At 52.1% G+C, this 24,251-nt stretch carries 20 protein-coding genes; 4 read left to right on the top strand and 16 right to left on the bottom strand.

The genetic code is table 11. The annotated features are described in order from the left end of the window. Positions 1-89: 89 nt before the first annotated feature. The 4 genes from atpE to CFT68_RS19435 are packed head-to-tail and all read right to left on the bottom strand — an operon-like array spanning position 90 to position 2,154. A complete protein-coding gene (atpE, locus tag CFT68_RS19450) occupies positions 90-347 on the bottom strand; it encodes an ATP synthase F0 subunit C (protein ID WP_088845349.1) in 258 nt (85 codons plus the stop codon). A 53-nt stretch (positions 348-400) separates the two neighbouring features. Then, positions 401-1,453 carry a F0F1 ATP synthase subunit A gene (gene atpB / locus CFT68_RS19445; protein WP_088845348.1) on the bottom strand — a complete coding sequence of 351 codons (1,053 nt, stop codon included), beginning with the start codon at positions 1,451-1,453 and terminating at the stop codon, positions 401-403. Positions 1,454-1,486: 33 nt separating this feature from the next. After that, positions 1,487-1,894: a hypothetical protein gene (locus CFT68_RS19440; protein WP_088845347.1), complete on the bottom strand. Its 408-nt coding sequence runs from the start codon at positions 1,892-1,894 to the stop codon at positions 1,487-1,489. An 8-nt stretch (positions 1,895-1,902) separates the two neighbouring features. Then, positions 1,903-2,154, bottom strand: coding sequence for an AtpZ/AtpI family protein (locus CFT68_RS19435; RefSeq protein WP_088845346.1), 252 nt, complete (start codon positions 2,152-2,154; stop codon positions 1,903-1,905). Between the two features lie 299 nt (positions 2,155-2,453). Here CFT68_RS19435 and porW point away from each other — a divergent pair, with 299 nt between their 5' ends. The 3 genes from porW to uvrC all read left to right on the top strand — a co-directional run bounded on the left by porW (position 2,454) and on the right by uvrC (position 9,998). Continuing rightward, positions 2,454-5,552 (top strand): type IX secretion system periplasmic lipoprotein PorW/SprE, encoded by a 3,099-nt coding sequence (porW, locus tag CFT68_RS19430; RefSeq protein ID WP_088845345.1) that lies wholly within the window; start codon positions 2,454-2,456, stop codon positions 5,550-5,552. 95 nt (positions 5,553-5,647) lie between these two features. Continuing rightward, positions 5,648-7,987, top strand: coding sequence for a penicillin-binding protein 1A (locus CFT68_RS19425; protein WP_088845344.1), 2,340 nt, complete (start codon positions 5,648-5,650; stop codon positions 7,985-7,987). A 208-nt stretch (positions 7,988-8,195) separates the two neighbouring features. Continuing rightward, positions 8,196-9,998, top strand: a complete 1,803-nt coding sequence (gene uvrC, locus CFT68_RS19420) for an excinuclease ABC subunit UvrC (protein WP_088845343.1) — start codon at positions 8,196-8,198, stop codon at positions 9,996-9,998. A gap of 120 nt (positions 9,999-10,118) precedes the next feature. On the opposite strand, the gene porN is transcribed toward uvrC, so the two are convergent. From porN to lipB, 10 genes are all read right to left on the bottom strand, one after another. Next, a complete protein-coding gene (gene porN, locus CFT68_RS19415; protein WP_088845342.1) occupies positions 10,119-11,063 on the bottom strand; it encodes a type IX secretion system ring subunit PorN/GldN in 945 nt (314 codons plus the stop codon). A 47-nt stretch (positions 11,064-11,110) separates the two neighbouring features. Further along, positions 11,111-12,691, bottom strand: coding sequence for a type IX secretion system motor protein PorM/GldM (gene porM / locus CFT68_RS19410; protein ID WP_088845341.1), 1,581 nt, complete (start codon positions 12,689-12,691; stop codon positions 11,111-11,113). A 59-nt stretch (positions 12,692-12,750) separates the two neighbouring features. Next, the gene (gene porL / locus CFT68_RS19405; protein WP_088845340.1) at positions 12,751-13,557 is read right to left on the bottom strand and encodes a type IX secretion system motor protein PorL/GldL; all 807 of its coding nucleotides are present in this window, start codon (positions 13,555-13,557) and stop codon (positions 12,751-12,753) included. A gap of 109 nt (positions 13,558-13,666) precedes the next feature. Further along, positions 13,667-14,686, bottom strand: a complete 1,020-nt coding sequence (porK, locus tag CFT68_RS19400; RefSeq protein ID WP_088845339.1) for a T9SS ring complex lipoprotein PorK/GldK — start codon at positions 14,684-14,686, stop codon at positions 13,667-13,669. A gap of 238 nt (positions 14,687-14,924) precedes the next feature. Then, entirely contained in the window at positions 14,925-15,917 is a 993-nt protein-coding gene (locus tag CFT68_RS19395) for a PorP/SprF family type IX secretion system membrane protein (protein WP_088845338.1), read from the bottom strand. Between the two features lie 138 nt (positions 15,918-16,055). Further along, positions 16,056-16,886, bottom strand: coding sequence for a uroporphyrinogen-III synthase (locus CFT68_RS19390; protein ID WP_088845337.1), 831 nt, complete (start codon positions 16,884-16,886; stop codon positions 16,056-16,058). A gap of 78 nt (positions 16,887-16,964) precedes the next feature. Beyond that, positions 16,965-18,137 carry a DUF4271 domain-containing protein gene (locus tag CFT68_RS19385; RefSeq protein ID WP_088845336.1) on the bottom strand — a complete coding sequence of 391 codons (1,173 nt, stop codon included), beginning with the start codon at positions 18,135-18,137 and terminating at the stop codon, positions 16,965-16,967. Between the two features lie 22 nt (positions 18,138-18,159). Further along, positions 18,160-19,227 carry an MraY family glycosyltransferase gene (locus CFT68_RS19380; RefSeq protein ID WP_245815453.1) on the bottom strand — a complete coding sequence of 356 codons (1,068 nt, stop codon included), beginning with the start codon at positions 19,225-19,227 and terminating at the stop codon, positions 18,160-18,162. A 68-nt stretch (positions 19,228-19,295) separates the two neighbouring features. Beyond that, a complete protein-coding gene (locus CFT68_RS19375; RefSeq protein WP_088845334.1) occupies positions 19,296-19,715 on the bottom strand; it encodes a hypothetical protein in 420 nt (139 codons plus the stop codon). Between the two features lie 10 nt (positions 19,716-19,725). Beyond that, positions 19,726-20,517 carry a lipoyl(octanoyl) transferase LipB gene (lipB, locus tag CFT68_RS19370; RefSeq protein WP_088845333.1) on the bottom strand — a complete coding sequence of 264 codons (792 nt, stop codon included), beginning with the start codon at positions 20,515-20,517 and terminating at the stop codon, positions 19,726-19,728. Positions 20,518-20,809: 292 nt separating this feature from the next. On the opposite strand from lipB, the gene CFT68_RS19365 reads away from it, so the two are divergent. After that, on the top strand, positions 20,810-21,169 hold the full coding sequence (locus CFT68_RS19365) for a YraN family protein (protein WP_088845332.1): 360 nt from the start codon (positions 20,810-20,812) through the stop codon (positions 21,167-21,169). A gap of 41 nt (positions 21,170-21,210) precedes the next feature. Here the strand turns inward: CFT68_RS19365 and CFT68_RS19360 are convergent, their stop codons facing one another. Beyond that, positions 21,211-22,173, bottom strand: a complete 963-nt coding sequence (locus CFT68_RS19360; protein ID WP_141106634.1) for a toxin-antitoxin system YwqK family antitoxin — start codon at positions 22,171-22,173, stop codon at positions 21,211-21,213. 194 nt (positions 22,174-22,367) lie between these two features. Then, positions 22,368-24,203 carry a molecular chaperone HtpG gene (htpG, locus tag CFT68_RS19355; protein WP_088845330.1) on the bottom strand — a complete coding sequence of 612 codons (1,836 nt, stop codon included), beginning with the start codon at positions 24,201-24,203 and terminating at the stop codon, positions 22,368-22,370. Positions 24,204-24,251: the final 48 nt, after the last annotated feature.

Genomic DNA, 24,251 nt, shown 5'->3' with positions numbered 1-24,251 from the left:
CCTCGCGTTACCAGAAAAGCCAAGACAGCCCGCTACGCCGTGCGCTGAAGCGACGCGCGCAGCGGGCTGCTCTTAGACTACCTCTATCCCTAGAGTTTGAACGAAATCAGCAGGCAGACTACTACTGCGAACAGCGCCAGACCTTCAATCAGAGCAGCTACAATCAGCATAGCAGTCTGGATCTTGCCTGAAGCTTCTGGCTGACGGCCGATGGCTTCCATAGCCTGACCACCGATGCGGCCAATACCCAAGCCAGCACCCAAAGCAACCAGACCAGCACCGATAGCGGCACCAAAAACAGCCAGACCAGCGGAATTAGCAATCTGCAACAACAGAGAAAGAAGCATAAAAAATGGTTTGTGGGGAGTGAAAAACGAAAAAAATCAGGGGAATGTGATGCTTAGTGGGTGTGGGCCGGCTCGGCACCATCGCCCCCACCCATCTGGTAGTCGGCATCGTGATGCTCCTCTACTGCGCCACCGATGTACATGGCCGTCAATAGGGTGAAGATGTAGGCCTGCAAGATAGCTACCAGCAGCTCCAGCATATTGATGAACAAGCCAAACGCCAACGTTACGGGGCTAACCGCCAAGCTGCGGAAAATGAAAATGAGCGAGATAAAGCTCAGCGTCACGATGTGGCCTGCTGTGATGTTGGCAAACAGACGCACCATGAGCGAAAACGGTTTCACCACTATACCGATTAGTTCTACCGGAATCATGATGGGCAGCAACAGTTTCGGCACGCCGGGAGTGGCGAAGATGTGGTGCCAGTAGTTTTTATTGGAGCTGAACAGTGTAATAAGCAGTGTCAGGACAGCCAGCGTCAGCGTCACGGCGATATTGCCGGTGAGATTAGCGCCGCCGGGCATCAGGCCCATCAGGTTGTTAAACCAGATAAAGAAGAAGATCGTCAGCAGATACGGCATGTAGCGCTCGTACTTCGGACCGATTGACTTCTTGGCTACCTCGTCGCGAATGAACACAACGATTGGCTCGAAGAAGGACTGAATGCCTTTGGGGGCACCCGTGCCACGCTTAGCATAGCCACGGGCTACGGCCGTAAACACCAGCAGCAACACGGCAGCGCTCAGCATCAGCGAGGCTACGTTTTTGGTAATGGAGAAATCGTATACCTTACTACCATCTTCCGACACGAGGTGCTCGTGCTCCAGCTTCAGGCCTTCATGCACTTCACCTTCGGCCAAATGACGCGAAGAGAATACCGACAGACCCTGACCCGGACGGAAGGCAATGATGGGCAGATAGGTAGTAAAATGATTGTTGTCGGTCGAGAACCAATGCCACTCATGCGAATCGCCGATGTGGTGCAAAATCATCTCGCCGGGGCTGAAAGCCTCCTTGTCGGTGGCTTCTGCGGTCGTTGCCGTCGGCTCGTTGGCGTAGACGGAAAACGAGATAAGACAGAAGAGTGCTAGTAATAAGCGCTTCATTCAGAGGGGCTTAGGGATATATTCACGAAATCTTCATTTTGTGATTTCACCCGGTTTTGAAAACGGGCGCAAGTTACTCAGAACGGCCCACACTTCAAACCCGGCGAAGAGAAAATACAGGATAAAGAAGCTTCCTAGGAAAGCCCACTGCCCATCACCTTCGCGTCCGCCACCAGCAAAAAGGTACACCAGCACCAGCGTAAGCGACAAAAGCAGCCGAACCACCATGGAGCCGAAGTAGGCCACCAGAAAGTTTTCTGGGTTGGCCTGCACCAGTTTAGCGGTAGCCCAGTAGGTCAGAAACGTAAGCACGGTGAAGAAGGCAAACGTATAGGCCGTGAACGGATGAATGATGCGCGGCCCGAACTGCGTGTAGAGCGCATACAGCACGAAGCCTGTGAGTAGGCAGAACAGCAGATACGGACGAAGGAAAGGCTTCACAGGAACAGTTATTGGTTTTTCGTGACCGAGCGAATCACATTATATAAGGCAGCGAACAGGCCTAGCAGCATCAAGCTCAGCGTAAACCACGGGGTTTTGTTCTGGAAGTGCCCATCGAGCCAGTAGCCGGCCCAGGTGCTCAAGCCAATAGTAGCCAGCATCTGAACTCCTATGCCAGAGTAGCGGGCAAAGCTGCGCAAACGGTCCTGCGAGGAGCCGTCATCGGTGGGCTTAGGTGGTGTGGGCGTGGGAGTTGGCATAGTGGGTGCTACCAAAGGGGATGCAAAAGTACGAGGTTACGCCCAGCAGGTTGGCATACCTGGCCTAGGCCACCCGCAGAACTTGAGAAACACCGGATTCTGACGCCGACAACGGTCAAAAATTAATGCCGTAATTTTACCCCTAGTGCTGCGTTACAGAAGTAGCTCCACTCCTTCCGAACGAATAGGCAGGAACAGCGCGTTTTCTGCTTGCTCCTGCTTTCGAGCCTTTAAGCTGCCTTGTGACAAATCCGACGTCTACCTCCCTCTTCCGTCTAGTACTTGCGCCAACTGCAGTTTTGCTGTTGCTGGTGGGCGCCATTGGCTGCTCATCAGAGCGACGCTCCTTGGTAGGCCACACCTATGATAATATAGTTGCCCGCGACAATGCCTATTTCCTGGCGCGGGAAAAGATGAAGGCGACAGAGCTTTCTCTGCTGGAGAAGTCCCGCCCAAACGACTACAACCGAGTTCTTCCCTTGTTTCCGACGCTTGATGAGGCAACAGTAGGCCGAATTGCGGCCGACATGGAAGATATTATCAAGAAAGCATCCTTGCCGATTCAGCACCGGCCTGGCTCCGACTGGACTGATGACAGCTACGTATTGGTGGGGAAAGCCCGCTACTATAAGGCGGAGTACGAAGACGCAGCCAAGACTTTTAAATATGTAAACACCACCAGCCAGGATCCTAATGTCCGCCACGAGGCGCTGATTTGGCTGATGCGCACTTTTTTGGCCACCAAAGAGCTTGAAAGTGCCGCAGCGGTATCAGATATTCTGGATAAAGAACAGGGCACCCCACTGAATGCGCGGGAGCTTTTCCTGACGCGGGCCGAGTACTACTTGCGTGTCGGGGAACAAGCCAAAGCTATTGACCAACTTGAGCGTGCTATCTCGCTCATCACGCCAAAGGATGAGCAGTCGCGCACGCGCTATATCCTCGCCCAGCTATATCAAGCGCAAGGCGATGACAAGAAAGCATATGCGGAGCTGAACCAGATTCTGAAGAAGAACCCGCCTTATGAGCTGGATTTCTTTAGCAAGCTGATGCTAGGCCAGGTATCGGACCTAAATCAGACTGACCGCGCCCGCATTGACAAGTACTTTGCGAAGCTGCTTAAAGACAACAAAAACAAGGAGTACCGGGACAAGATTTATTACGAGATGGCGCGGCTGAACTACCGGCAGCAGCGCTACCCGGAGGCCTTGACGCTGCTGCAGCAGTCGGCCCGCACGCCCTCAACCAATCGGAGCCAGAAGTCTTATACCTACCTGCTAGCGGGGCGCATCTACTACGAAAACCTGCAGCGCTACCGCCTGGCTGCCGCCTACTACGACAGCACGGTACAAGCATTGCCCAAGGAAGCGCCGGAGTATGCCGCCATTGCCGAGCGGGCGGCTACGCTAAAGGATTTTTCGCAGCAGCTGACTATCATCGAGACGCAGGATAGCCTGCAGACTCTGGCTCGCTTGGATACTGCCACCCTACGAACCCGTTTAGTGGCCTACGCCCAAACAGAGTTCGATAAGCGGCGACAGCAGGCCGAAGCCTTAGCCGCCCGCCAAGCCAAGGAAGCACAGCGCGAGTTGCAGACCTCCACGGGCGTGAGTACGGCCCGCGACGGACAGCCCAACATGGATCCGGCGGCTTTTGCTGATATGAGCACGGGCGCCAAATGGTATTTCGATAACCCAACATCACTGAGCACGGCTCGCAGCGAGTTTCTGCGGAAGTGGGGCGACCGGCCGCTGCAGGATAACTGGCGCTTCGTGACACAGGCCAGCAACTCGCCCGTTACGCCGCAAGGGGGCAACGTGCCTGTCTCCATTGCGGGAGTAGGCAGCAGCACCGTCAACAATCCGGGTCTGGTAGATCAGCCAGCCGCTGCCACCGACCCCGCAGCTCAGCTTCGGGGCCTAGTAGCTAGCTATCGGCAGAACCTGCCGCTTACGGATGCCCAGATGCAGGCCTCGCAGGCTCAGGTACAGGAGGCACTCTACCAATTGGGCGGCATCTACAATCAGCAGCTACGAGAGCCTGTTCCGGCGGCAGCCACCTACGAGAAACTCCTCACTCGCTTCCCCAAAGGCCCGCATACCGCCGAGACCCTCTATATTCTTTACCTTATTTATAAGGAGAAGCCTGAGGCCGACAAAGCCGAAGCCTATGCTGCACGCCTGCGGCAGGAATACGCCAATTCCTCTTATGCACGTCTGGTAGCGGACCCGGAATACCTGCGTCGCACGTCTCTGGTTAATGCGCAGGTGGGCATTCTAGTAGATTCAGCCTTCACGTTCTATAAAAAGCAGGAGTTTAAAAAGGCTACCGCCGTGCTGGCGCGAGCCAATAAGCAGTACCCAGAAAACGACCTCAACGACCGACTTGCGTTTCTCAACACGCTGCTAGCTATCCGCACCCAGCCACCGCGCACGGCAAAAGCAGCAGTGGAGAAGTTTTACAAAGACTATCCTGAAAGCCCGCTTGCCCCACAGGCCGCTTCCTTGATGGCGATGTACAAGGAGTACGAATCGGGGAAAATTACGGGGGCACTGGCTTCCATGGACAAGCCTGTTGTTTCGGCTTTTCGCCCCGGCGAGGTTGAAAACCGGATGCGTATTTTCTATGGTGAAAATGAGTCGCCGGCCGCACCCGCAGTACCAGCGCCGGTAGCCGCTCCCAAGCAGCCCGTAGGCCAGGCTGGCACACCAGCAGAACCGACGCAGGCTGCACCCACCACAACGCCTACGCCGGTTTCACCTGTGCCCTCAACAGACTCAGCTGCTGTTGCTCCCACTAAACCAACTGCTCCAGCTACGCCCCCGATTGACCCAGTGAAAGCAGCCCGGCAAGCGGCCGCCCAGGCTCGGGCCCGCGGCAAAAAGCTACCCGCGCAGCCTAAAACGCCGCCGACGGATACAGCTGTTGTTACTATTCCTACTCCTGCTACTCCCACACAGGCTCCTGCAGCCGCTTCACCGGCTGCGGCCGTTGCCAGCTCCCCCCCGGCTGCACCCGCCAAACCAGTAACCCCATTCAAGGCAGATCAGAATACGCAGCATATGGTGGTGCTGGTATTCCCGAAAGGTGCGGCACCACTTACTGGCCTACCAGCTCAACTAGAGGCCTACAATGCTCGTTTTTACAAAGCCAGCCAACTCAAGGTGCAGCAACAGGCTTTTGGAGACGCGCAGGAATTAGTTCTGATCCAGGCTTTACCCGGCGCGAAAGTTGCGCAGAGCTATGCCCTGAAGCTGCGCGGCCCCCAATCGCCCCTGAGCAAACTGCGCGGTGCGGGTTACCAAACCCTAGTTATCGGTATTGATAACATGCCCCTCTTACTCCAATCGAAAGACTTGGAGGAATACCAGCGCTTCTATCAGCAGAACTACCGCTAGGCTGAAAGCCTTATCAGCAATAGTGTCCAGCTTCTGAATTTACTTTGCAGTAAAGCTCTTTTCCTTGCTTTGCTCTTCATCACCTACTCAACCAAATGGCTCAGCCCGCCACCAAGCCCAAATCTACGTCCCGCAAGTCTAGCTCCCCAGGCCGGTTTACCGGCATTACCCGCACCTTTTGGGTATTATTCGGAGCCGGAATTCTGGGCCTGATTCTGTTCGTCTTGGCCGTTAGTATCAACTTCCTGAACCTGTTTGGGCGCATGCCCAACCTCAAAACGCTTGAGAACCCGAAAAGCGAGCTGGCCTCCGAAATCTATTCGGCCGATGGCAAGCTAATGGGCAAATACTTCCACGAGAACCGCACCCCTGCTGAATATGAGGAACTCCCCCAACACTTAGTAGATGCGCTTATTGCCACAGAAGATGCCCGCTTTGAGGAGCACTCCGGCATCGACCTGAAGGGTCTGGGCCGCGCGGCGGCTGGCATTGTAACGATGCGCAAAAGCGGTGGTGCCTCCACGCTCACCCAGCAGGTGGCCAAAATGCTATTCCGTACTCGTGAAGACCTCAACGACGGCAGCCTGAATGATGTACCTGGCCTACGGATGATTATCATCAAGACCAAGGAATGGATTATGGCCGTGCGCCTGGAGCGCAACTATACCAAGCGCGAGATTCTGCGCATGTACCTCAATACGGCCGAATATGGCTCGAATGCTTTCGGCATTACGGTAGCAGCGAAAACCTTCTTCAATAAGAAACCGGCTGATTTGAAGCTGGAGGAAGCAGCCCTGTTGGTGGGCGTGGTCAATGGCCCATCGTGGTTTAACCCAGTGCGCAACCCGGAGCGCTCCAAGCGCCGCCGCGACTGGGTGCTGAGCCAAATGAACAAGTACAAGTATATAGACCAAACCGCCTATCAGACTGCGGTGGCTAGGCCTATCAAACTTGATTACAAAGTTGAGAATCAGAACGAAGGTATTGCGCCTTACTTCCGGGTAGAGGTAAGCAAAATGCTGAAAGCATGGGCCAAGGAAACCGACCACGATCTGTACGCCGATGGCCTGAAAATCTATACCACCATCGACTCGCGCATGCAGAAATATGCAGAATCGGCGGTGGCAGAGCACATGAAGCTGCAGCAGAAGTGGTTTGATCAGCAATGGAAAGGACAGCAGCCGTGGCGCGATGAGAACGGCAAAGTCATCCCCAACTTCCTGAACAGCAGCATTCAGCGCACGGAGCGTTACAAGTCACTTACCAATCGTTTTGAGGGAAATAAAGACTCCATCAAGTACTATCTGAATAAGAAGTACAAGATGAAAGTCTTCACATGGCAGGGCGGCGAGAAGGAAGTGCTGATGTCGCCAATGGACTCACTGGCGTACTACAAGCGCATCATGCACTCGGGCTTTATGGCCATGAACCCGCTGAATGGCCAAGTGAAGGCCTGGGTAGGTGGCATCAACTTCAAGTACATCAAGTACGACCACGTGAAGCAGGGCAAACGTCAGCCTGGCTCTACCTTTAAGCCGTTTGTATATGTAGCTGCCATCGACCAAGGCTATTCACCCTGCTATCAGCGCCCCGACGTAGCCACCACCTTCCCTGCTGAGCGCGGCCGGCCGGCCTACACCCCCCGAAACTTCGAGGGCAGCTTCTCCGGTCGCTCCTTCACGCTTCGGCAGGCACTGGCACGCTCCATGAACTCCATTACGGCTTGGCTGGTGCAAAAGCTAGAGCCAGAAACCATTGTCAGCTACGCTAAGCGTTTGGGCATCACTTCACCCATCGAGGCCGTTCCGGCAGTGGGCTTTGGCTCCTCCGATGTGAGCATCTACGAGCTAGCGGGAGCCTACAGCACGTTTGTGAACAAAGGCGTCTGGACCTCTCCTATCATGGTTACGCGCATTGAAGACAAAAACGGCAACGTACTGCGCGATTTCACTCCCCAGACCCGAGAAGCGCTCAGCGAGGAAACGGCCTACCTCATGACGTATATGCTGCGCGGCGCTACCGAAGAGCAGGGCGGCACGTCAATCATCCTCAAAAACGGCTTTAAATTCCCGTATGAGATGGGCGCTAAAACCGGCACTACCAGCAACTACTCCGATGGCTGGTTTATGGGCCTGACGCCGGACTTGGTATGTGGCACTTGGGTGGGTGGCGAGGACCGGAGCGTCCACTTCCGCACGGGAGCCTACGGACAGGGTTCGCGCTTAGCGTTGCCTATCTATGGCTTGTTTATGCGCAAAGTCTACGCCGACAAAAGCATTGGCATTAATATGGGTCCTTTCCCTAAACCTGAAAAGCCACTCAGCATCGAAATCGACTGCTCACGCTACTACGGCGGGGCACAGCGCGATACAATTCCCTACGACCAAAAGCTAAACCAAGTGGACCTGAATGATCTGCAGGACCAGGACATCTAGGCCACTAGCGCGCTCTTTTGCTAGGCCTAGGCCACTTTTTCACTGAGAAAATGAAATTGACCAGCGACTTTTGCTGGTCAATTTTTGTTACTGATCAGCCCACGCCTCACCCAAGTGGCCTAGCGCCAGCGGGCAGGCTTACTCCTTAATTCCCCAACCAGTCGCTGGCGGCCGCGTACGCAAGGCTAACAGTGACAATCCGTATTACATGGCTGCGAAAGACCATCTGCAGGAGCAAATCCGCCAACTCCCTCACCGTCCGGGCGTCTACAAGTATTTCGATGTAACCGACACCATTATCTACGTGGGGAAGGCCATTGACCTGCGCAAGCGTGTGAGCAGCTATTTCACGAAGCAAGACCACAATAAGAAGACCCAGCAACTGGTCAAGAACATCAACCGAATCGAATTCACGATAGTTGATTCTGAATCTGACGCGTTCCTGCTGGAAAACAACCTGATCAAGCAGCATCAGCCCAAATACAATATCCTGCTGAAAGATGGCAAAACGTATCCTTATTTGCTGCTGACCAATGAGCGTTTTCCACGCCTGATTCCGACCCGTAATAAGAAGCCCGGCGACGGACGCTATTATGGCCCGTATGCCAACGTAACGGGTATGAACCTGCTTTTGGAGCTGATTCGGGCACTTTATCCGCTTCGCACTTGCACCTATAACCTATCGCCTCAGAATGTGGAGGCAGGTAAGTTCAAAGTGTGCCTGGAGTACCACCTGGGCAACTGCAAAGGGCCTTGTGAAGGCCTACAGGATGAGGAAACCTATAATCAGTATATCCAGCAGATCCGGCAGATTCTGAACGGCGACTTACGCTTACCCAAGCAGTATTTCCGCGAGAAGATGATGCAGGCAGCTCAGGAACAACAGTATGAGTTGGCGCATCAGCTCAAGCAGAAACTCGACAAGCTGGACGAGTTTCAGAGCAAGAGCACAATCGTCAATGCGTCGTTGTCCAATATCGATGTGTTCAGTATTGCCTCTAATGAGAAGTCAGCCTTCATCAATTATCTCAAGGTGATGAATGGCAGTATTATTCTGACGCAATCAGTAGAAGTTCAGAAGAAACTCGATGAGCCCGATGACGAGATCCTGACTTCTATGATTATGCAGATGCGGCAGGAATTCGAAAGCCAGTCGAAGGAAATCCTGACGAATGTTGCTACGCCTACCCTGCCCTTGCCCGGCGTGGCCGTAACACAGCCTCAGATCGGTGATAAGCGCAAGCTCATGGAATTGAGCCTGAAAAACGTGCTTTATCTGCGCAAGGAGAAGGAAAGCATGAATGACCGAAGCAAGGACCTGAATGAGGTCCGGATCATGGAAACCATCAAGAAGGATTTACGCCTGACGGAGCTACCTAAGCACATAGAATGCTTTGACAACTCCAACTTCCAAGGAGATAATCCGGTAGCCGCTATGGTCTGTTTCCGCAATGCTAGGCCTAGCAAGAAGGACTACCGACATTACCACATCAAGACGGTTATCGGTCCTAACGACTTTGACTCCATGTATGAGGTTGTGACCCGCCGTTACCGCCGCCTTATTGATGAAGGGGCAAGCCTACCACAGCTCGTTATTGTGGATGGTGGCAAAGGCCAGCTTGGCATGGCGGTGAAAGCCCTGAAAGACCTTAACCTCTGGGGCCAGATGGCCGTCATCGGCATAGCGAAACGCCTGGAAGAAATCTACGTTCCCAACGACCCTTTGCCCCTGTACATAGATAAGAAAAGCGAATCGCTACGCCTTTTCCAGCGCATGCGCGACGAAGTGCACCGCTTCGGCATCACCTTCCATCGCAGCCGCCGCGATGCTGCTACCCTTAAGACCGAACTAACCGATGTAAAGGGCTTAGGGCCAGTTACAGCTGACAAGCTTCTTACAAAATTCAAGTCCGTTAAAAAGATAAAGGAGCTGTCAGAGACTGAATTAGTAGCTGAAGTGGGTAAAGCTAAAGCCCGAATTTTGCTGGATTATTTTACCCAAAGTGAATAGCTAGGCCAGATTTTAAGTTGTAAGGCATCTAGCTTTATTGTTTGATGTTGATGCTACACTTGAGAATAAAAAAGGCCCTCATGGAATATCCATGAGGGCCTTTTTTTGACTGCTTAATGCTTAGAAGCTCCAGAGGTTGTACTCGTACTCAATCAAATCTGCGGCTGCTTGCTGCGAGGCTAAGATGCCTTGCTGCTGGCTGCCATATATTGCGTCGAGGCGGGAGTCATCTGGGTTCGACACCTTTACGATGTAGGAGTTGAAAAGCCACAGTTCAAATGCATCAGCTAAGTTCTTGTGCTGGGCATCGTTCTGGGGATTAAACCAGATAGCCTTATCCGGATTATTCCGGAACACCTTCACCAAATCGCTGTATTTGAACGTTCCGATAGTTTTTTCAATACCTGAAACGTTAGCAGCCAACGTTGAAGGCACCAACATCGTGATGGTTTTGATGTCGTGATACATCCGCGACCGTTTCTTGTCGAAGATCATATCCTCCTTCATTTCCATCTGGTAGAGGTCCTTGGGGCGATACTCGTAGCTTGAAGGAACAGCAGGCGCCGCAGGAGCAGCAGCTACCGTTTGGTAGATGATATTCCCTCTACGGTCTCTCATCGGCTTACCATTAGCATCAAGCTTTGGCTTCCTGGTAGATGCAGCAGGTTTATCCCAACTATCGTCAGCGCTTTCCTCGGTGAAGCCGGCTGCTCTTTCTTCATCGCTGAGGCCCGCACTGGCTTCGGCATATGACATGTTCGACGAAAGTTCTTTCGCTGAAAATGTAGAAGTCAGAGAGTCATTGCGATAAGCCTGTAGTTCACCACGCTTTACAGCGTCAATGATAACGCGGCTAATCTCTTTGCCTTCAGCGAACATCGGTTTGTTTTGCTTCTCGCGTAGGTCAATAGCGCGCCAGATCGTCTTCCGGAACATGATGTCCGAATTAGGAATCGGGCGGTACGAGCCATTGCTGCTAGCGGTGGTAGCTTGTTCCTGAGCCGAGGCTGCCACCGACAGCATCAAGCCGGCCGTCAGAGCGGCGAAGGAGAGGAATTTGTTCATACCGTGGTAATCAAAAAAGCGCTGAAGTTAGTTCGGTACAGTAACGATTATAGCAGTGGAATATTGAACTGCTTAGAAACATTAACCTGCTCCGTATTATCCTGGAAGTTTCTGCGCTGCACTTCCTTCACCTCAATGTACAGACGGTCACCGGCACGGGCAGTATTTACAACACTGCTCAAATCAATTGCAGGGCCATTAACCTGAATGGTCTGCATTACTGGACGAGGACCACGAACCAGCGTAACCTCGTAGCGGGTTACACGGAAACGAGCATCATCAGGCAGGAAGGTAGCAAAGCCAGCATCAGCTACAGCACGCAACTGCAAGTTGCGGACAGCAATGATTGGAGTACCTTGTTTTTCGTTAGCCTCGCGGCCACCAACGATGCACTTAATCTCAGGCTTAGGAATTGGACGCACCTGGAAAGTTTGCGAGCCAATAGCGTTACCGCCGCTGCTAACGCTCAGGGTTACCTCTCTAGCATTTGGAACTAGAGTTACTTCTCCTTTTGCAGAACCTTTAATAGTAGAAGCACCTGAAGCAGAGAAGCTAGGATCATACTGTGCGCCTAGAGCAGGCACCTGCACGCTAAGCTTGTTACCGCACTTAAAGTAAAGTGCCTGTACAGAAGCAGACTGTACCTGCATTACTGGCTTAGTAACAGTATAAGGAACCGTTACTTTGAAAGTAGTATCGCGGCCATTTTGCTTGAAACGGATAGTGCCAGTCCAAGAAGCTTTGGCGTTTCCACCGGCATCGAATGCACCAGGACGAGCAGTAAACTCTACTTTAGCTTTGCCATCTGGGCCCACTGCCAACGGAGAACCGTTGAGCGTCATAGAAGGATTTAGACCAGATGCAGAAGCGGTCAAGAATAGCTCAGCTTTGTACTTAGTACCAGCGGCAACGGTATTTGACTCAGCACTGGCGAAAGCGCCAATCTTATCGAATACAATAACACTACCTCCAACTTTAGCTGCCTGCGCAGCCAGAGCATCGGATTCGTACTTGAGTACTTCGGCTTCCTTTTGTGAAAGCACAGCCAAAGCTGCTACTACCGGCGTGTTCTCAAAGTTCAGTTCAGCAAAGTTCTTGCTTTTCTGATCAGGGTCTGTCACCATGTTGTCTTCGCGGGCATCAAGTGCCAACAAACCAGCATTAGGAACAAACTGCTTGATATAAGCTGAATACTTGTTCAGCTCATCTTTCATTTTATACGCCTCCCCGTTACGGCTACCACCCAACATAGTGATGGCTACCTTATCCTCGGCGCTCATGTTCTTGAACTCATTCTTGCCTTTGTTTTCAGTAGCAGTCAGCAACTTGCTGCGCACTTCATCAAGGTAAGACAGAGTTTGCTTGGTACGGTCCCGAATTTCTTCGCTTTGCTTTAATACAGCAAGGTCCCGTGCTTGGTTACGGTTCTTCTCAACCTGAGCCTTGATTCCTTTTACCGCACCTTCGTTCGCATTCGATACTTTATCGTTAATGGAACCGAGGCTTTCGTCAAGGAACTTGAACTTTAGCAGAATTGCTGAGTTTACTTGAAGGGCCAGAAGAGCGGTGAGTACCAAGTACATCATCCCGATCATCTTCTGCCGTGGAGTCTCTTTACCTCCCGCCATCGTGTATTGACTATTCTATACTGGGTGAACTAAACCTGAAACATGAGAGCAAACTAGCCTTAGCTAGTAGCACGCATTGCATTCAGCATGTTACCGTAAACACGGTTGAGTGAGCTGAGGTTGGTCGTCAGGCTGGTTACTTCCTGCTTGAACTGCTCTGTCTCTTTACCGGCCTCGGTCAGGTTTTCCATAGCCTGCGACAGGGTACCGTAGAATTTGTTCATGGACTTCAGGTGCGTGTTAGCATCCTGCAATTCCATCTCATACACTGCATTCAGAGCGCCCAAGTTTTTGGTCACGTTCTGTACCTGCAGATGATATTCTTTGGCATCAGAAGTAGCATCAGCCATGGCAGTCATTGCCTGAGCAGTTTTGCCGTAAGCTTCGTTGATACGCTCCAAAGATTGAGCGGCTGAGCGAACTTTAGTCGTGTACTCATCCGTAGCGTTGGTAGCATCGCCAAGTTGCGAAAGCTGCTGCGTAGTAGTGCTCAAACGGTTCAGACCCTGGCCTAGCGAGTTGATGGCCTCTGGAGTTACGTTAGCATCTTTCAGCATATCGTCCAGCTTGCGCGTCAGGCCAGTGCCGGTACTCTGCTCAACAAATTTGTTGCTATTGGTAGAAGGATCGTAACCTTCGCTTAGCTCAGGATAAACCAAAGACCAATCAACGTCTTTGGGATTAGGTTGGAATGCGCTCAAGAAGAAGATAAGTGCTTCGGTACCTAGTCCTACCATAAGCATTACGTCAGCACCTTTCCAGTGCAGAATCTTGAACAATGCTCCGATAATTACGACTGCGGCCCCGATGCCATACACCTTGGGCATAACCACGTCATACATGAAGTTACCGCCTTTTGCTGCCATGTTGTTAAATTAAAAAAGAAGTTGGTGAAGTTGATGAAGTAAAAGGGAATGCAGAAGGTGTAATGAGGCGGGGTGAGCTAATATAGGTTATGCTGTTCAGCAGTTATCCTTATTGCAGGTTGCCATTTGTTCCCATGCCGATTTGAATCATGGCAGTGCGGAAACCAATGTAAGAGCGGGCAGAGTCCTGGTATTCAAAGTTGCGCGTGCCGGTCTCAAGGAAATAAGCAATGTCCTTCCAAGATCCTCCACGTACTACTTTCCGGGGCTCATTATCATCCGGGTTGGTAGGGTTCATATCCCAAACGACTGGAACAGATGCCTCCATATAAGCATCATCGCACCATTCTGCTACGTTGCCAGACATGTCGTACAAGCCAAAATCGTTAGGGAAGAATGCTCCAACAGGCGAAGTGTATGCATATCCATCAGAGGCATAATCACCACGACCAGGCTTGAAGTTAGCCAACATACAGCCCTTGGAGTTGCGCAGATAAGGGCCGCCCCATGGATACGTAGCCAAATCGCGGCCACCACGAGCAGCATATTCCCATTCAGCTTCGGAAGGCAGACGGAAGTTCGGGGTAGGAGCTACACCAGCTTCTTCGTTGGCTGCGTTCTTGTTTTTGGTGCGCCAGTTGCAGAAATATTTTGCAGCAAACCAATCAACACCTACTACTGGATAATCGTCGAAAGCAGGATGGGTATAATAATACTCCATCAGAGGGTCACCCATGTGATAGGTGAAGTCACGTACCCATACCGTGGTATCTGGGTAGAGTTCCGTCATCACATATTCTTCGCCCAGTACATCGATAGAGTCCTGACGAATAGCATTCATGAATTGACGATATTCATTATTGGTAATCTCGGTCTCATCCATGTAAAAGCCGGCAATGGTCACCTGCTTGTTCATGTTGACCATAGAGGCCGAAATATCTTGGTCGGTTTGGCCCATATGGAATGTACCGCCTGGACAAGGCACCATACCAAAAGGCACCTCTTGTGGGTTGAACTCGGGACGATCCTCTGCCCCGACCAGGTCGCCTTGCGGTCCTTTGCCAAAACCACAGCCTCCCAGCAAGAGCGTTGAAAACGCAACGAGAGGCAAAATGAGAAACTTGTTCATGTGAGGAAGAAAAAAGACTGTTCAGGCGGCGATACCCAAAGATTACAATTTTGTGAGCCGGCAAATCTAGCTATTTGTACGTTCGTACACAAGCCTTTCACACAATGCATCCCAAATGTTTATAAACCGATGTTGCTTTCGGTTAAACGATGGAAAGCAGTGAGTTAGTACAGATAAGCTAAATTTCATAGATACCACTGAGTCAGAGCATCCGCAGCCCTGTTTTTGCCTCTTATAACTAGAAGCTGTATCGCGGGGTGCGGATAGCAGGACGCGTAAGCAGTCCTGGTTTGGGGAGACGGTAGGAGAGTAAAAGCTCAAAAGAGCTCAAGGCCCGCGCATCTTGATTAAATGCAACTAGGTCGTAGGCTAATCCCACCCTGATTGCGTTATCCTTAGCAAAACTCAGGCCAGCCATGCCAGTAAACGATTCATCGTACCTATATCCTATCCCTCCCCAGAACCGATCATCGAAAGTGGCGCGTACGCCAGCTTCATACGAGTTGTTTTTGAAGCTGAATTTGTTGTTGTCACCAAATTTACCTGGCATCACCATTTTCATCAACACAGTTGGTGTGACAACAACGGAAGAGGAGGCCTCAATATTATAGCCGGCTGTGAGGTAGGCATGGTTCTCGTTGATATACTCAGCGGTCTTACCTCCTACTACTTCGCTATTAAACTTATATCCGGAACGAAACAGGTTATTAACGCTTAGGCCTGCGTAAAGCTTTTCAGACTCATACCAAACGCCTGCACCCGCGTCAAATTTCTGGTCAGATCCTTCTCTAGGGATTTTGACATCCCCTTCGTCAACAAACCGATAGGTGCCTTGATATATATTGTTGAAAATCGCCTGAACACCCAACCCTAATCGTCCTTCGCCTATTTTGATATGCTTAGAATAAGAAAGCTGAGCATTGGTGGTAGCTAACTGCGCTACCTTGTCGCGATAGATTCCAATACCAAGCCCTCCGCCAATAGCAGCTACTGGGATTGATGCCGTTAAAGAAGCGGTCTGAAGCGAACCACCGTTATCAAAGGTGGCATTGTAACCATAATATTGTGAACGGCCGATAGCAGTTATCTCCCCTTGGCCTTTGATCCCGGCATAAGCAGGATTAAGATACATGCCATTGAAGCCGTAATGGCTGAACTGAGGTTGCTGCTGAGCCACAGCAGTACCTGCTACAGCAAACAGGAAGCAAGCAGAAAATATAATTCTCTTCATATAAGCAGCTGACTTCGCGTAAGTTACACAGGTATAAAGAAGACAGCGGCTTCCAAATGTATACAAAAAACCCTCTGTAACCAATCCTGGTAAGAAACAAACGGGAAACCATATTACTTAGTTATCCCGCGCTCAGAATCAGGCGCTTTGCTTGCCGCTTTTATTCTTTTCCTTGCTATTATCAGTGCCGTGATGCAAACGAATATAAGCCTCAATAGCTCCCGTCATGGAAGGCGCATTTGGCTGTGGTGCTTCAATATCCAACTCTAGGCCAGCTTCTGTTACTGCCTTAGCAGTTGTAGGACCGAACGCCGCAATACGGGTGCCATTCTGTTCAAAATCAGGGAAGTTGATGAACAGGGAGCTGATGCCTGAAGGACTGAAGAAGGCGATGCAGTCGTATTTTACATCCGACAAATCGGAGAGGTCACTAGCAACCGTGCGATAGATTACGGCTTCCGTAAACTTGAAGCCGTTGGCCCGCATAAACTCAGGAATATCGTCTTTGCGAATATCGGAGCAGGGGTATAAGAACTTTTCGCCCTTATGCTTTTTAATAACATCAAACAGATCGGCGGCGGTGCGCTGGCCTACGAATAGCTTACGCTTACGCAGTACAATATACTTCTGCAGATAATTGGCCGTTTGCTCAGAGATACAGAAGTATTTCATTTCGGCAGGCATTTCGATCTTCGCCTCTTGGCAAATGCGAAAGAAATGGTCAACTGCATTCCGGCTCGTGAAAATAATGGCCGTATGATCGGCGATGTTCACCTTCTCCTTGCGAAAATCCTTATAGGAAACAGGCTGCACCTCAATAAACTCACGAAAGTCTACCTTAATACCGTACTTCTCAGCAATAGCAAAGTAAGGAGACACGTCGTTCGTGGGCTTGGGCTGGGTGACAAGGATAGTGGAGATACGCTTGGCATGACGGCCCGTTCCCGGTTTGTCGTTGCTCTCGGCCATAAGTTAAAAAGTAAGTCTAGGGCAATAAGGTGGGATTGCAGACACTGCAGCGCGAATAGGCGAGCAGTAATGTGTTGTTCAGTAGGTAAAAACAATCAGCTTCAGCAGAATTACCAGAGGTATTACTTCTGTGGCGCAAAGGTACGAAAACAAATGTAGATTTAGCAGCGACGCTTTCTGACTCAAGGTTCGGGCTACTCGTAACACAGTACCTATCAACAGCAAGGAAACCACCCCGTTGGATACCCATAGCACTGTTTCGGGGAGACGCTGATTCAGCCCTAAGTATAGAAACATAACCAAGGGCAGGAATAGGCCCATAAACAGAATGGTGCGCACGAATTCCCGGTACTGGACCATCACTAGTTCCGCTACATCGAAGATGTAGCCCATCAGCTCCAGGAAAAGGTATTTACCAATTATAAATACGGCTATAAGGGCAGTGTAAAGCAGTACCCGGACGACAATTGCCGACTCTGGAACATCAAATAGCCGCCGCAGAATCACGATGCTTTGGATGTTGGTATGAATGGCAACCAACAGTAAGGCAAAGGAGAAGGAGAAGAGCAAAACCAGCCCTAGATTAAGCCAAGTAATAGTGGGTTTGGTCAGAAAATCCTGCTCGGCCGCAGCTTTTCCCCACAGCCCTTCTACCTGGTAGATTCTGGCAAAGCCCGGCTGATACGTAGCCCGGATTCCGCCGTAGGCCAGTCCGATCAGCAGCAGGAAGCACAGGAATACAGTTTGGCCCTGATGGCCGCGAGGGCGCGGCTGAGCGACCAAGGGTCGGGATACTTCTTTGCCTTTTGGTGCTATTGCCGTTGAAGTGGCGTTTGCAAAAGATGCTAAATTGGGAGATGCCTCGGGTTCCCAAACGCACAGCAAATGTACCCCTATAGGAGCGCCAGCGGGCAGCAACTTCGCAAGATCAACGGTGTAGGTGGCCGGATGGCGCGCGGTGAAAACCAGCCGATTGTCTAGGAACAAGCTGAGCCCCTGACGAGCTGTGAAACTTATGGGCAGTGCCTTGCTAGGCCGGATAGTTAGCCACTGATAGTAGGCATGGGCGGGGGCATGATAATCTGGCAGGTACAGAATCAGTCGGTTTCCTGCTTCATCATGAATAAGCCAATCCTGCGTGAGGCCACCCCGGGGAGATGGCGGCAGCGGCTTGTATTCGGCTGCACGTGCCGTATTGCAGGCGGCCAAAAGCAACCCAAGCCACAACACAAGAAGACGAATGCGAGACACAGACGAAAGATAAAAGCCAGGGCTACGAAGCTACCCGCTGGCGGGCACTACGGCTTTGGTAAACGCCTAGCAGAAAGCTCAACAGCACAGAAAATACTACCAGCCCAACAATCAGCAGTGTATTGCCGAGGTAAGCGAAGTTGATAACAAAAAGAATCACAACCATATTAAGCAGGCCTAGCAGCATAACCGTACTGATCTGCTGAAAGCCCATGGCCAGAATCCGGTGGTGTACGTGGTTTTTGTCGGGGGCAAAAGGCGAGCGGCCCGCCAGCATACGTACTGTAAACACGCGCAGCGTATCAAAGAGAGGAACGAATAGAATTCCTGCCGCTACCGAAGGAGATGCTGAAGCGAATGGCTGGCCTACTGTCAGGCCCATCTCGATAAACTGAATCGTGAGGATAGAAACGATAAAGCCACACAGCAAGGAGCCAGTATCGCCCATGAAGATACTGGCTTTGTGGAAGTTATATCGAAGAAAACCCAGCATACCTCCAATTACGCAAACGGATACGAATGCGTAGTTCTGGTAATTGGGTCCGCCGTAGGCGTAGAAGTAATAGCCGAAGGTGCTGACAATAATGAGTACAATGGTACCCGCCAGGCCATCTAGGCCATCAATCAGGTTGATGGCGTTGGTTATACCCACGATAACCAGGAACGTAAAGGCATAGCTGATGCCGACGGGCAGCTCCTGTACCCCCAGAATTCCCTGGAAACTAGTGATGCGCACATCGGCCATAATCATGACGATGCCGGTGGCGAGTAACTGGCCGATGAACTTCTTGGCAACGGATATACTCACTAGGTCATCCTTCAGGCCGACGAAGAACAACACGATGCAGCCAGCCAGCAGTTGCTGAATACCATGGCCTAAATCGGCGAAGATGGTGAGTGCCGACATGAAGCCCGCAAACACCGCTACACCACCGAGCCGGGGCGTCAGGGATTCATGCACGGTGCGCACATTGGGCGTATCGAGCATGTTTTTCAGGTGGGCGATGTAGATGATAGATGGCACCGCAAACATCGATACCAGAAATGCCCAGAGAGAGGACAGGCCCAACTGAATTCCAAGGTGACTCATGGTGGTTCGGCTCAAGCAGAAAACTACGTCTCGCCGAAAAATGTCGGCTGAAACAATGAAGAGAAGGCCTAGCTATGCAGTACGCCGGAGCGGTCGAGCAGGGCAATATGAATGAGATTCTCGGGCACGATAGAATCGGGCACGAAAATGAATTTCTTATCGAAGATATTCTTGTCGCGGTAGTAGCTCACCCAATACTGGTTGTTCAAATGAAACAACGCCGGATCAATGGGCTCGATGGGCACCGCGGTATGAGGCTCTACTTCCAGTAGTACGTGGCGCAGCGTAGAAGTTCGAACAGGCTCTCCGTCAGCAGGATTAACGCCATAGCCATTGGAGCTAACGATGACGTTCTGGATGGGGTACTCATTATGGTTGAGCAGGTACACCTGCCAACCCGGCTTCCCTTCTTCCGTGGCCGCCTGGTCGTCGGGCACAATGGCAATGGAGATACCCTCAACCGGATCAAATGAAATATCTTTCTTCATAGGTAAATTCTCAGGAGCTGAGGTCGGCACCCAATAACCCGGCCAGATGCACCAAGAGCCGCTCCTGTACTTCTGTTACCGGCACAGAGTGGCCTAGCTCCTGTTGAAGCGAGGTAACGGCTTTATCGGTAATGCCACAAGGCACGATATGCCCGAAGTAGGCCAGGTCAGTATTAACGTTCAGGGCGAAGCCGTGCATGGTTACCCAGCGGCTGCACTTCACGCCCAAAGCGCAGATTTTTCGGGGGTTGGCGGCGCCTTCTGCAAAATCAAGCCAGACGCCGGTAAGGCCTGCAATACGGCCGGCCTGTAGGCCATACTCGGCCAGCGTCAGGATAACGGCTTCCTCCAGCACGCGCAGGTAGCGGTGAATGTCGGTAAAGAAATTGTCGAGGTCGAGAATAGGGTAGCCTACGAGCTGGCCGGGACCGTGGTAGGTGATGTCGCCGCCTCGATTGATGCGGTGAAAGGTAGCGGCGTGCTCTGCTAGGCCACTCTCATCGAGCAGCAAATGCTCGGGCTTACCACTCTTGCCAAGCGTGTACACGTGCGGGTGCTCGCACAGCAGCAAGTAGTTGGGGGTTTGGGCTGGCGCTTCACTGGCTTCCTGGGCCTGGCGGTTGCTGGCCTTAATGGCCAGCGTATCGGCTAGCAACTGTTCCTGCAGATTCCAGGTTGGCACATACTCTACCAGGCCTAGCCGGCGCACCACAATCTGTCGGTTTTGCCCGGGTACTATAGGCGCCACCTGCGGAGCGGCTACCGGAGTAGAAGGCGTTACGCAAGCCGAAATAAAATCCATAGAGCAGGCAAATTAAGCGTCTATCTGACCCGAGGCCACCCTTATCATTCAGCAATTTAGTTATTTAGCAGAAAGCCACTAAGCTGAACAGGCTGCATTCTGGGAGCAGGCAAAGTCTTTTGCAAAAACAGCAACTGTAAGAGCCACTGCTTCTCAGAAGAGGCGCAAAGGTACTAGTTTTAGTCCCAACCTCCATTAGTTGCTTCGGAGCCAAAAGCCTGATTCTACTAGCCAAAGTGCCTTACCAACGGGGCCTTGCACCTGCTCTTTTCTCCATGCCTGCTCTGTTTACATGCAACCTTCTGCCCATGCGCTAGGCCAGGCCGGCGAAGATGCCGCCCTAGCCTACTTGCTCGAGCAAGGCTACGAGTTAGTGCATCGTAACTACCGCCATGGCCGCGCCGAAGTAGATTTGATTGTGCGCCTAGGCCAGCAACTACTGGTATTCGTCGAGGTCAAGACGCGCTCCTCCACCCGCTATGGCTACCCCGAAGAGTTCGTGACGCCTCGCAAACAGGAGCTGTTTCGGCGGGCAGCGGAGCAGCTGCAGGAGGATCTAGACTGGACCGGAGATATTCGCTTCGATATTCTGGCCCTTACCCACACTGCCAGTGGCCTACAAGTGGAGCACTTTGAAGATGCTTTCTATTGATAAAAAAGAGGCGCCAAGGGCTACTTGCCCCTGCGCCTCTCCTACTTCTTCAACCCTGGCCTAGCCGTATCGGGCTCGCCTCGTTTGTCCAGCTTATCTTTCTCATAGATCAGAACCCCATTGCGGTTGTACTCTTTCACCAGCAAGGGTTCTGTTACTTCGGGGTCGTAGCCAGTTTCGCCGTACTGGTACTCGTAGCGCAGGCGGTTGCGGGCGTTGCGAAAGCCCCAGTAGCGGTTCCAGCTCCCGACGCGCTTGCCGTTCTCAAACTGGCCGTCCCACTCCAACTGGCCATTCTCATTGTAGCGCACATAATCGCCTTCCAGCTTGCCATTGACGAAGGGTATCACCTCCTTCACTTGCTTCTGGCCCGCGTCGTAGTACGTTACGTTAGCGTCGCGCGGGAAACCCATCTCAAAGTGCTGCTTATTGAGCAGGATATTGTCGCGGGTGAAGGTTTCCCAGCGCAGGTGCTTGGTGCCGATAGCGTAGTAGCCGGTTTCGACTACTTTGCCCCCTTCCATTTTCTTGTATGGCCCGTGCAGCACCCGGAACTGGTTGCCGTCAATCTCTCCGTTGGCCTTCAGAATCCGGCGCTTTTTGGGGTCGTAGACGTACCGGGCTGGGGCGTAGGGATTAGGCTGCTGGAATGTACGCAGGTAATAGAACGTCTCGATTCTCTGGTTTTTGCCTTTACCCCCCGACTTCACATAGCCTTTCTTGATTTGCTCGCCCAAAAAGATGTTTTTCTTTTTCTTGGGCTTGCGCTGCGCGGCTTTTTCCTTTTCCTTGGCGGCACGTTCCTGCTCCTTGGTAAGCGATACGCGCTTAGCTACCAACGAAGGCGCCTGCGTAGTGTCGCGAGTTGTGGAAAGAGTATCTGTCGCAACGGCTAGGCCAGTCGGCTCGGGCTTGCTATTGAACGAAACCGTTTTGCGGGAGCAGGCACCTGCCAGCAGCAACAGGCCTAGGAGTAAAGGAAACGGGGAACCTAACAGACGCATGGGGAGGACAGACGGAATTCGCAGCATCGAACGTAAATATATAGGAGTTTGGTGCCCGCCAGATTGATCAGCCATTTAAACCTTCCTTCTGCCAACGCCTAGGCCACTTTCCATAAACACACTGTAAACACAAACCCCTCAACCTATAAGGCCAAGGGGTTTGTACTACTTTATACTATGAATACTTTTTAAGACTACTCAGCGGCCAATAAATCAGCGCTGCGCTTCACAAACGCAGTTAGCGCTTCGCCTTTCAGCATACCTTGCGCCAGCAGCGCCAGGTCGTAGGCCTGCCGGGCGAGCTTGCTGCCAGCGTCACCATCCGCTTTCAGTACACGCTGTGAAATTGGGTGGTTGGCATTGACGCTCACCGTGTAGCTATCGGGCAGGTTGCCGAACATCTGCATGCCGCCGCCACCGCCCGTACGCTGCATGTCTTTCATGCGGCGCATGAACTCAGGCAGCGTGATGATAACCGGGGCATCCTGCGGCGAAAGCGCCTCTACCTGCACGTGCATCTGGTCGTTGCTGATGGCACCTTTGAACAGCTCCTGCAGCTTGGTTTTGTCATCGTCGCTGAGCACGCTTTCCTGCTGCTCCTCTTTCTCGATGAGTTTGCCCACCGTGTCGGCGTCAACGCGCTTGAAAGTGGTTTTCTCCAGCTTCTGCTCCAGCTGCCCAATGAAGTGCGGGTCCAGTACGGCATCCAACTTCAGCACATCGTAGCCCCGATCCTGAGCGGCCTGCACGAAGGTGTGCTGCGCCTCGGGGTCGGTGGTATAGAGCACCACGGTCTGGTCGTTCTTGTCTTTCTGGTTGGCCTGTACGTGCTCCTGATACTCCGTTAGGGTGAAGAATTTGCCGGCCACGTTCTGCATCAGTGCAAAATCCTTGGCCTTCTCATAGAACTTCTCGTCGGAGAGCATGCCGTACTTCACGAACAGCCCGATATCCGACCATTTCTCCTCGAAACCAGCGCGGTCTTTCCGGTACAGCTCGGAGAGCTTGTCAGCTACCTTCTTCGTGATGTAGGTGTTGATTTTCTTAACGGCTGCATCGGCCTGCAGGAAGCTGCGCGACACGTTCAACGGAATATCCGGCGAGTCGATAACGCCGTGCAGCAGCATCAGGAACTCGGGCACCACGTCCTTTACCTCATCAGTAATAAACACCTGGCGCGAATAGAGCTGGATTTTGTTGCGCTGGAACTGCAGCTCGTCCTTTACCTTCGGGAAGTACAGAATACCCGTCAGGTTGAACGGATAATCGACGTTGAGATGAATCCAGAACAAGGGCTCATCCATCGACATGGGGTAGAGCTCGTGGTAGAACTTCTTGTAGTCTTCGTCGGTCAGCTCGGCGGGCTGCTTGGTCCAGATGGGAGCCGTCTGGTTGATTACCGTCCCTTCGAACTCGATTTCGATGGGCAGGAATTTGCAGTACTTGGTGAGGATGGTGCGCAGGCGCGCCGGTTCCAGAAACTCATCGGAGTCTTCGGCTACGTGCAGCACGATATCGGTACCGCGGTCGGTTTTGTCAGCGGTTTCGAGCGTGAACTCCGTGCTGCCGTCGCAGGTCCAGTGGGCGGCTTCAGTGCCTTCCTGGTAGCTTTTGGAGAAGATTTCTACCTCGCTGGCCACCATAAAGGCCGAGTAGAAGCCCATACCAAACTTACCGATGATCTGGTCTTTGGTGGCGGCATCCTGCTCCTTATACTTCTCCACGAACTCCGAAGCGCCCGAGAAAGCAATCTGGTTGATGTACTTCTTGATTTCCTCACCCGTCATGCCCAGGCCGCGGTCGGAGATGGTGATGGTGCGGGCCTCTTTATCCACGCTTACCTTCACTTTCAGGTCGCCTAGTTCGCCTTTGAACTCACCTAACTGGCCTAGGCTCTTCAGCTTCTGCGTGGCATCCACGGCATTGCTGACCAACTCCCGCAGGAATATTTCGTGGTCAGAATACAGGAATTTCTTGATGATGGGGAAGATATTCTCGGTATGAATCGAGATGCTGCCTTTCTCTTGCATGGTGCGTTGGAAAAGTGGAGTTAAAAACGAAAAATCAGACGAAATGCC

Origin of the sequence: Hymenobacter gelipurpurascens (assembly GCF_900187375.1) — a bacterium.
Taxonomy (GTDB): domain Bacteria; phylum Bacteroidota; class Bacteroidia; order Cytophagales; family Hymenobacteraceae; genus Hymenobacter; species Hymenobacter gelipurpurascens.
This window is presented reverse-complemented; position numbering and strand designations above follow the sequence as displayed.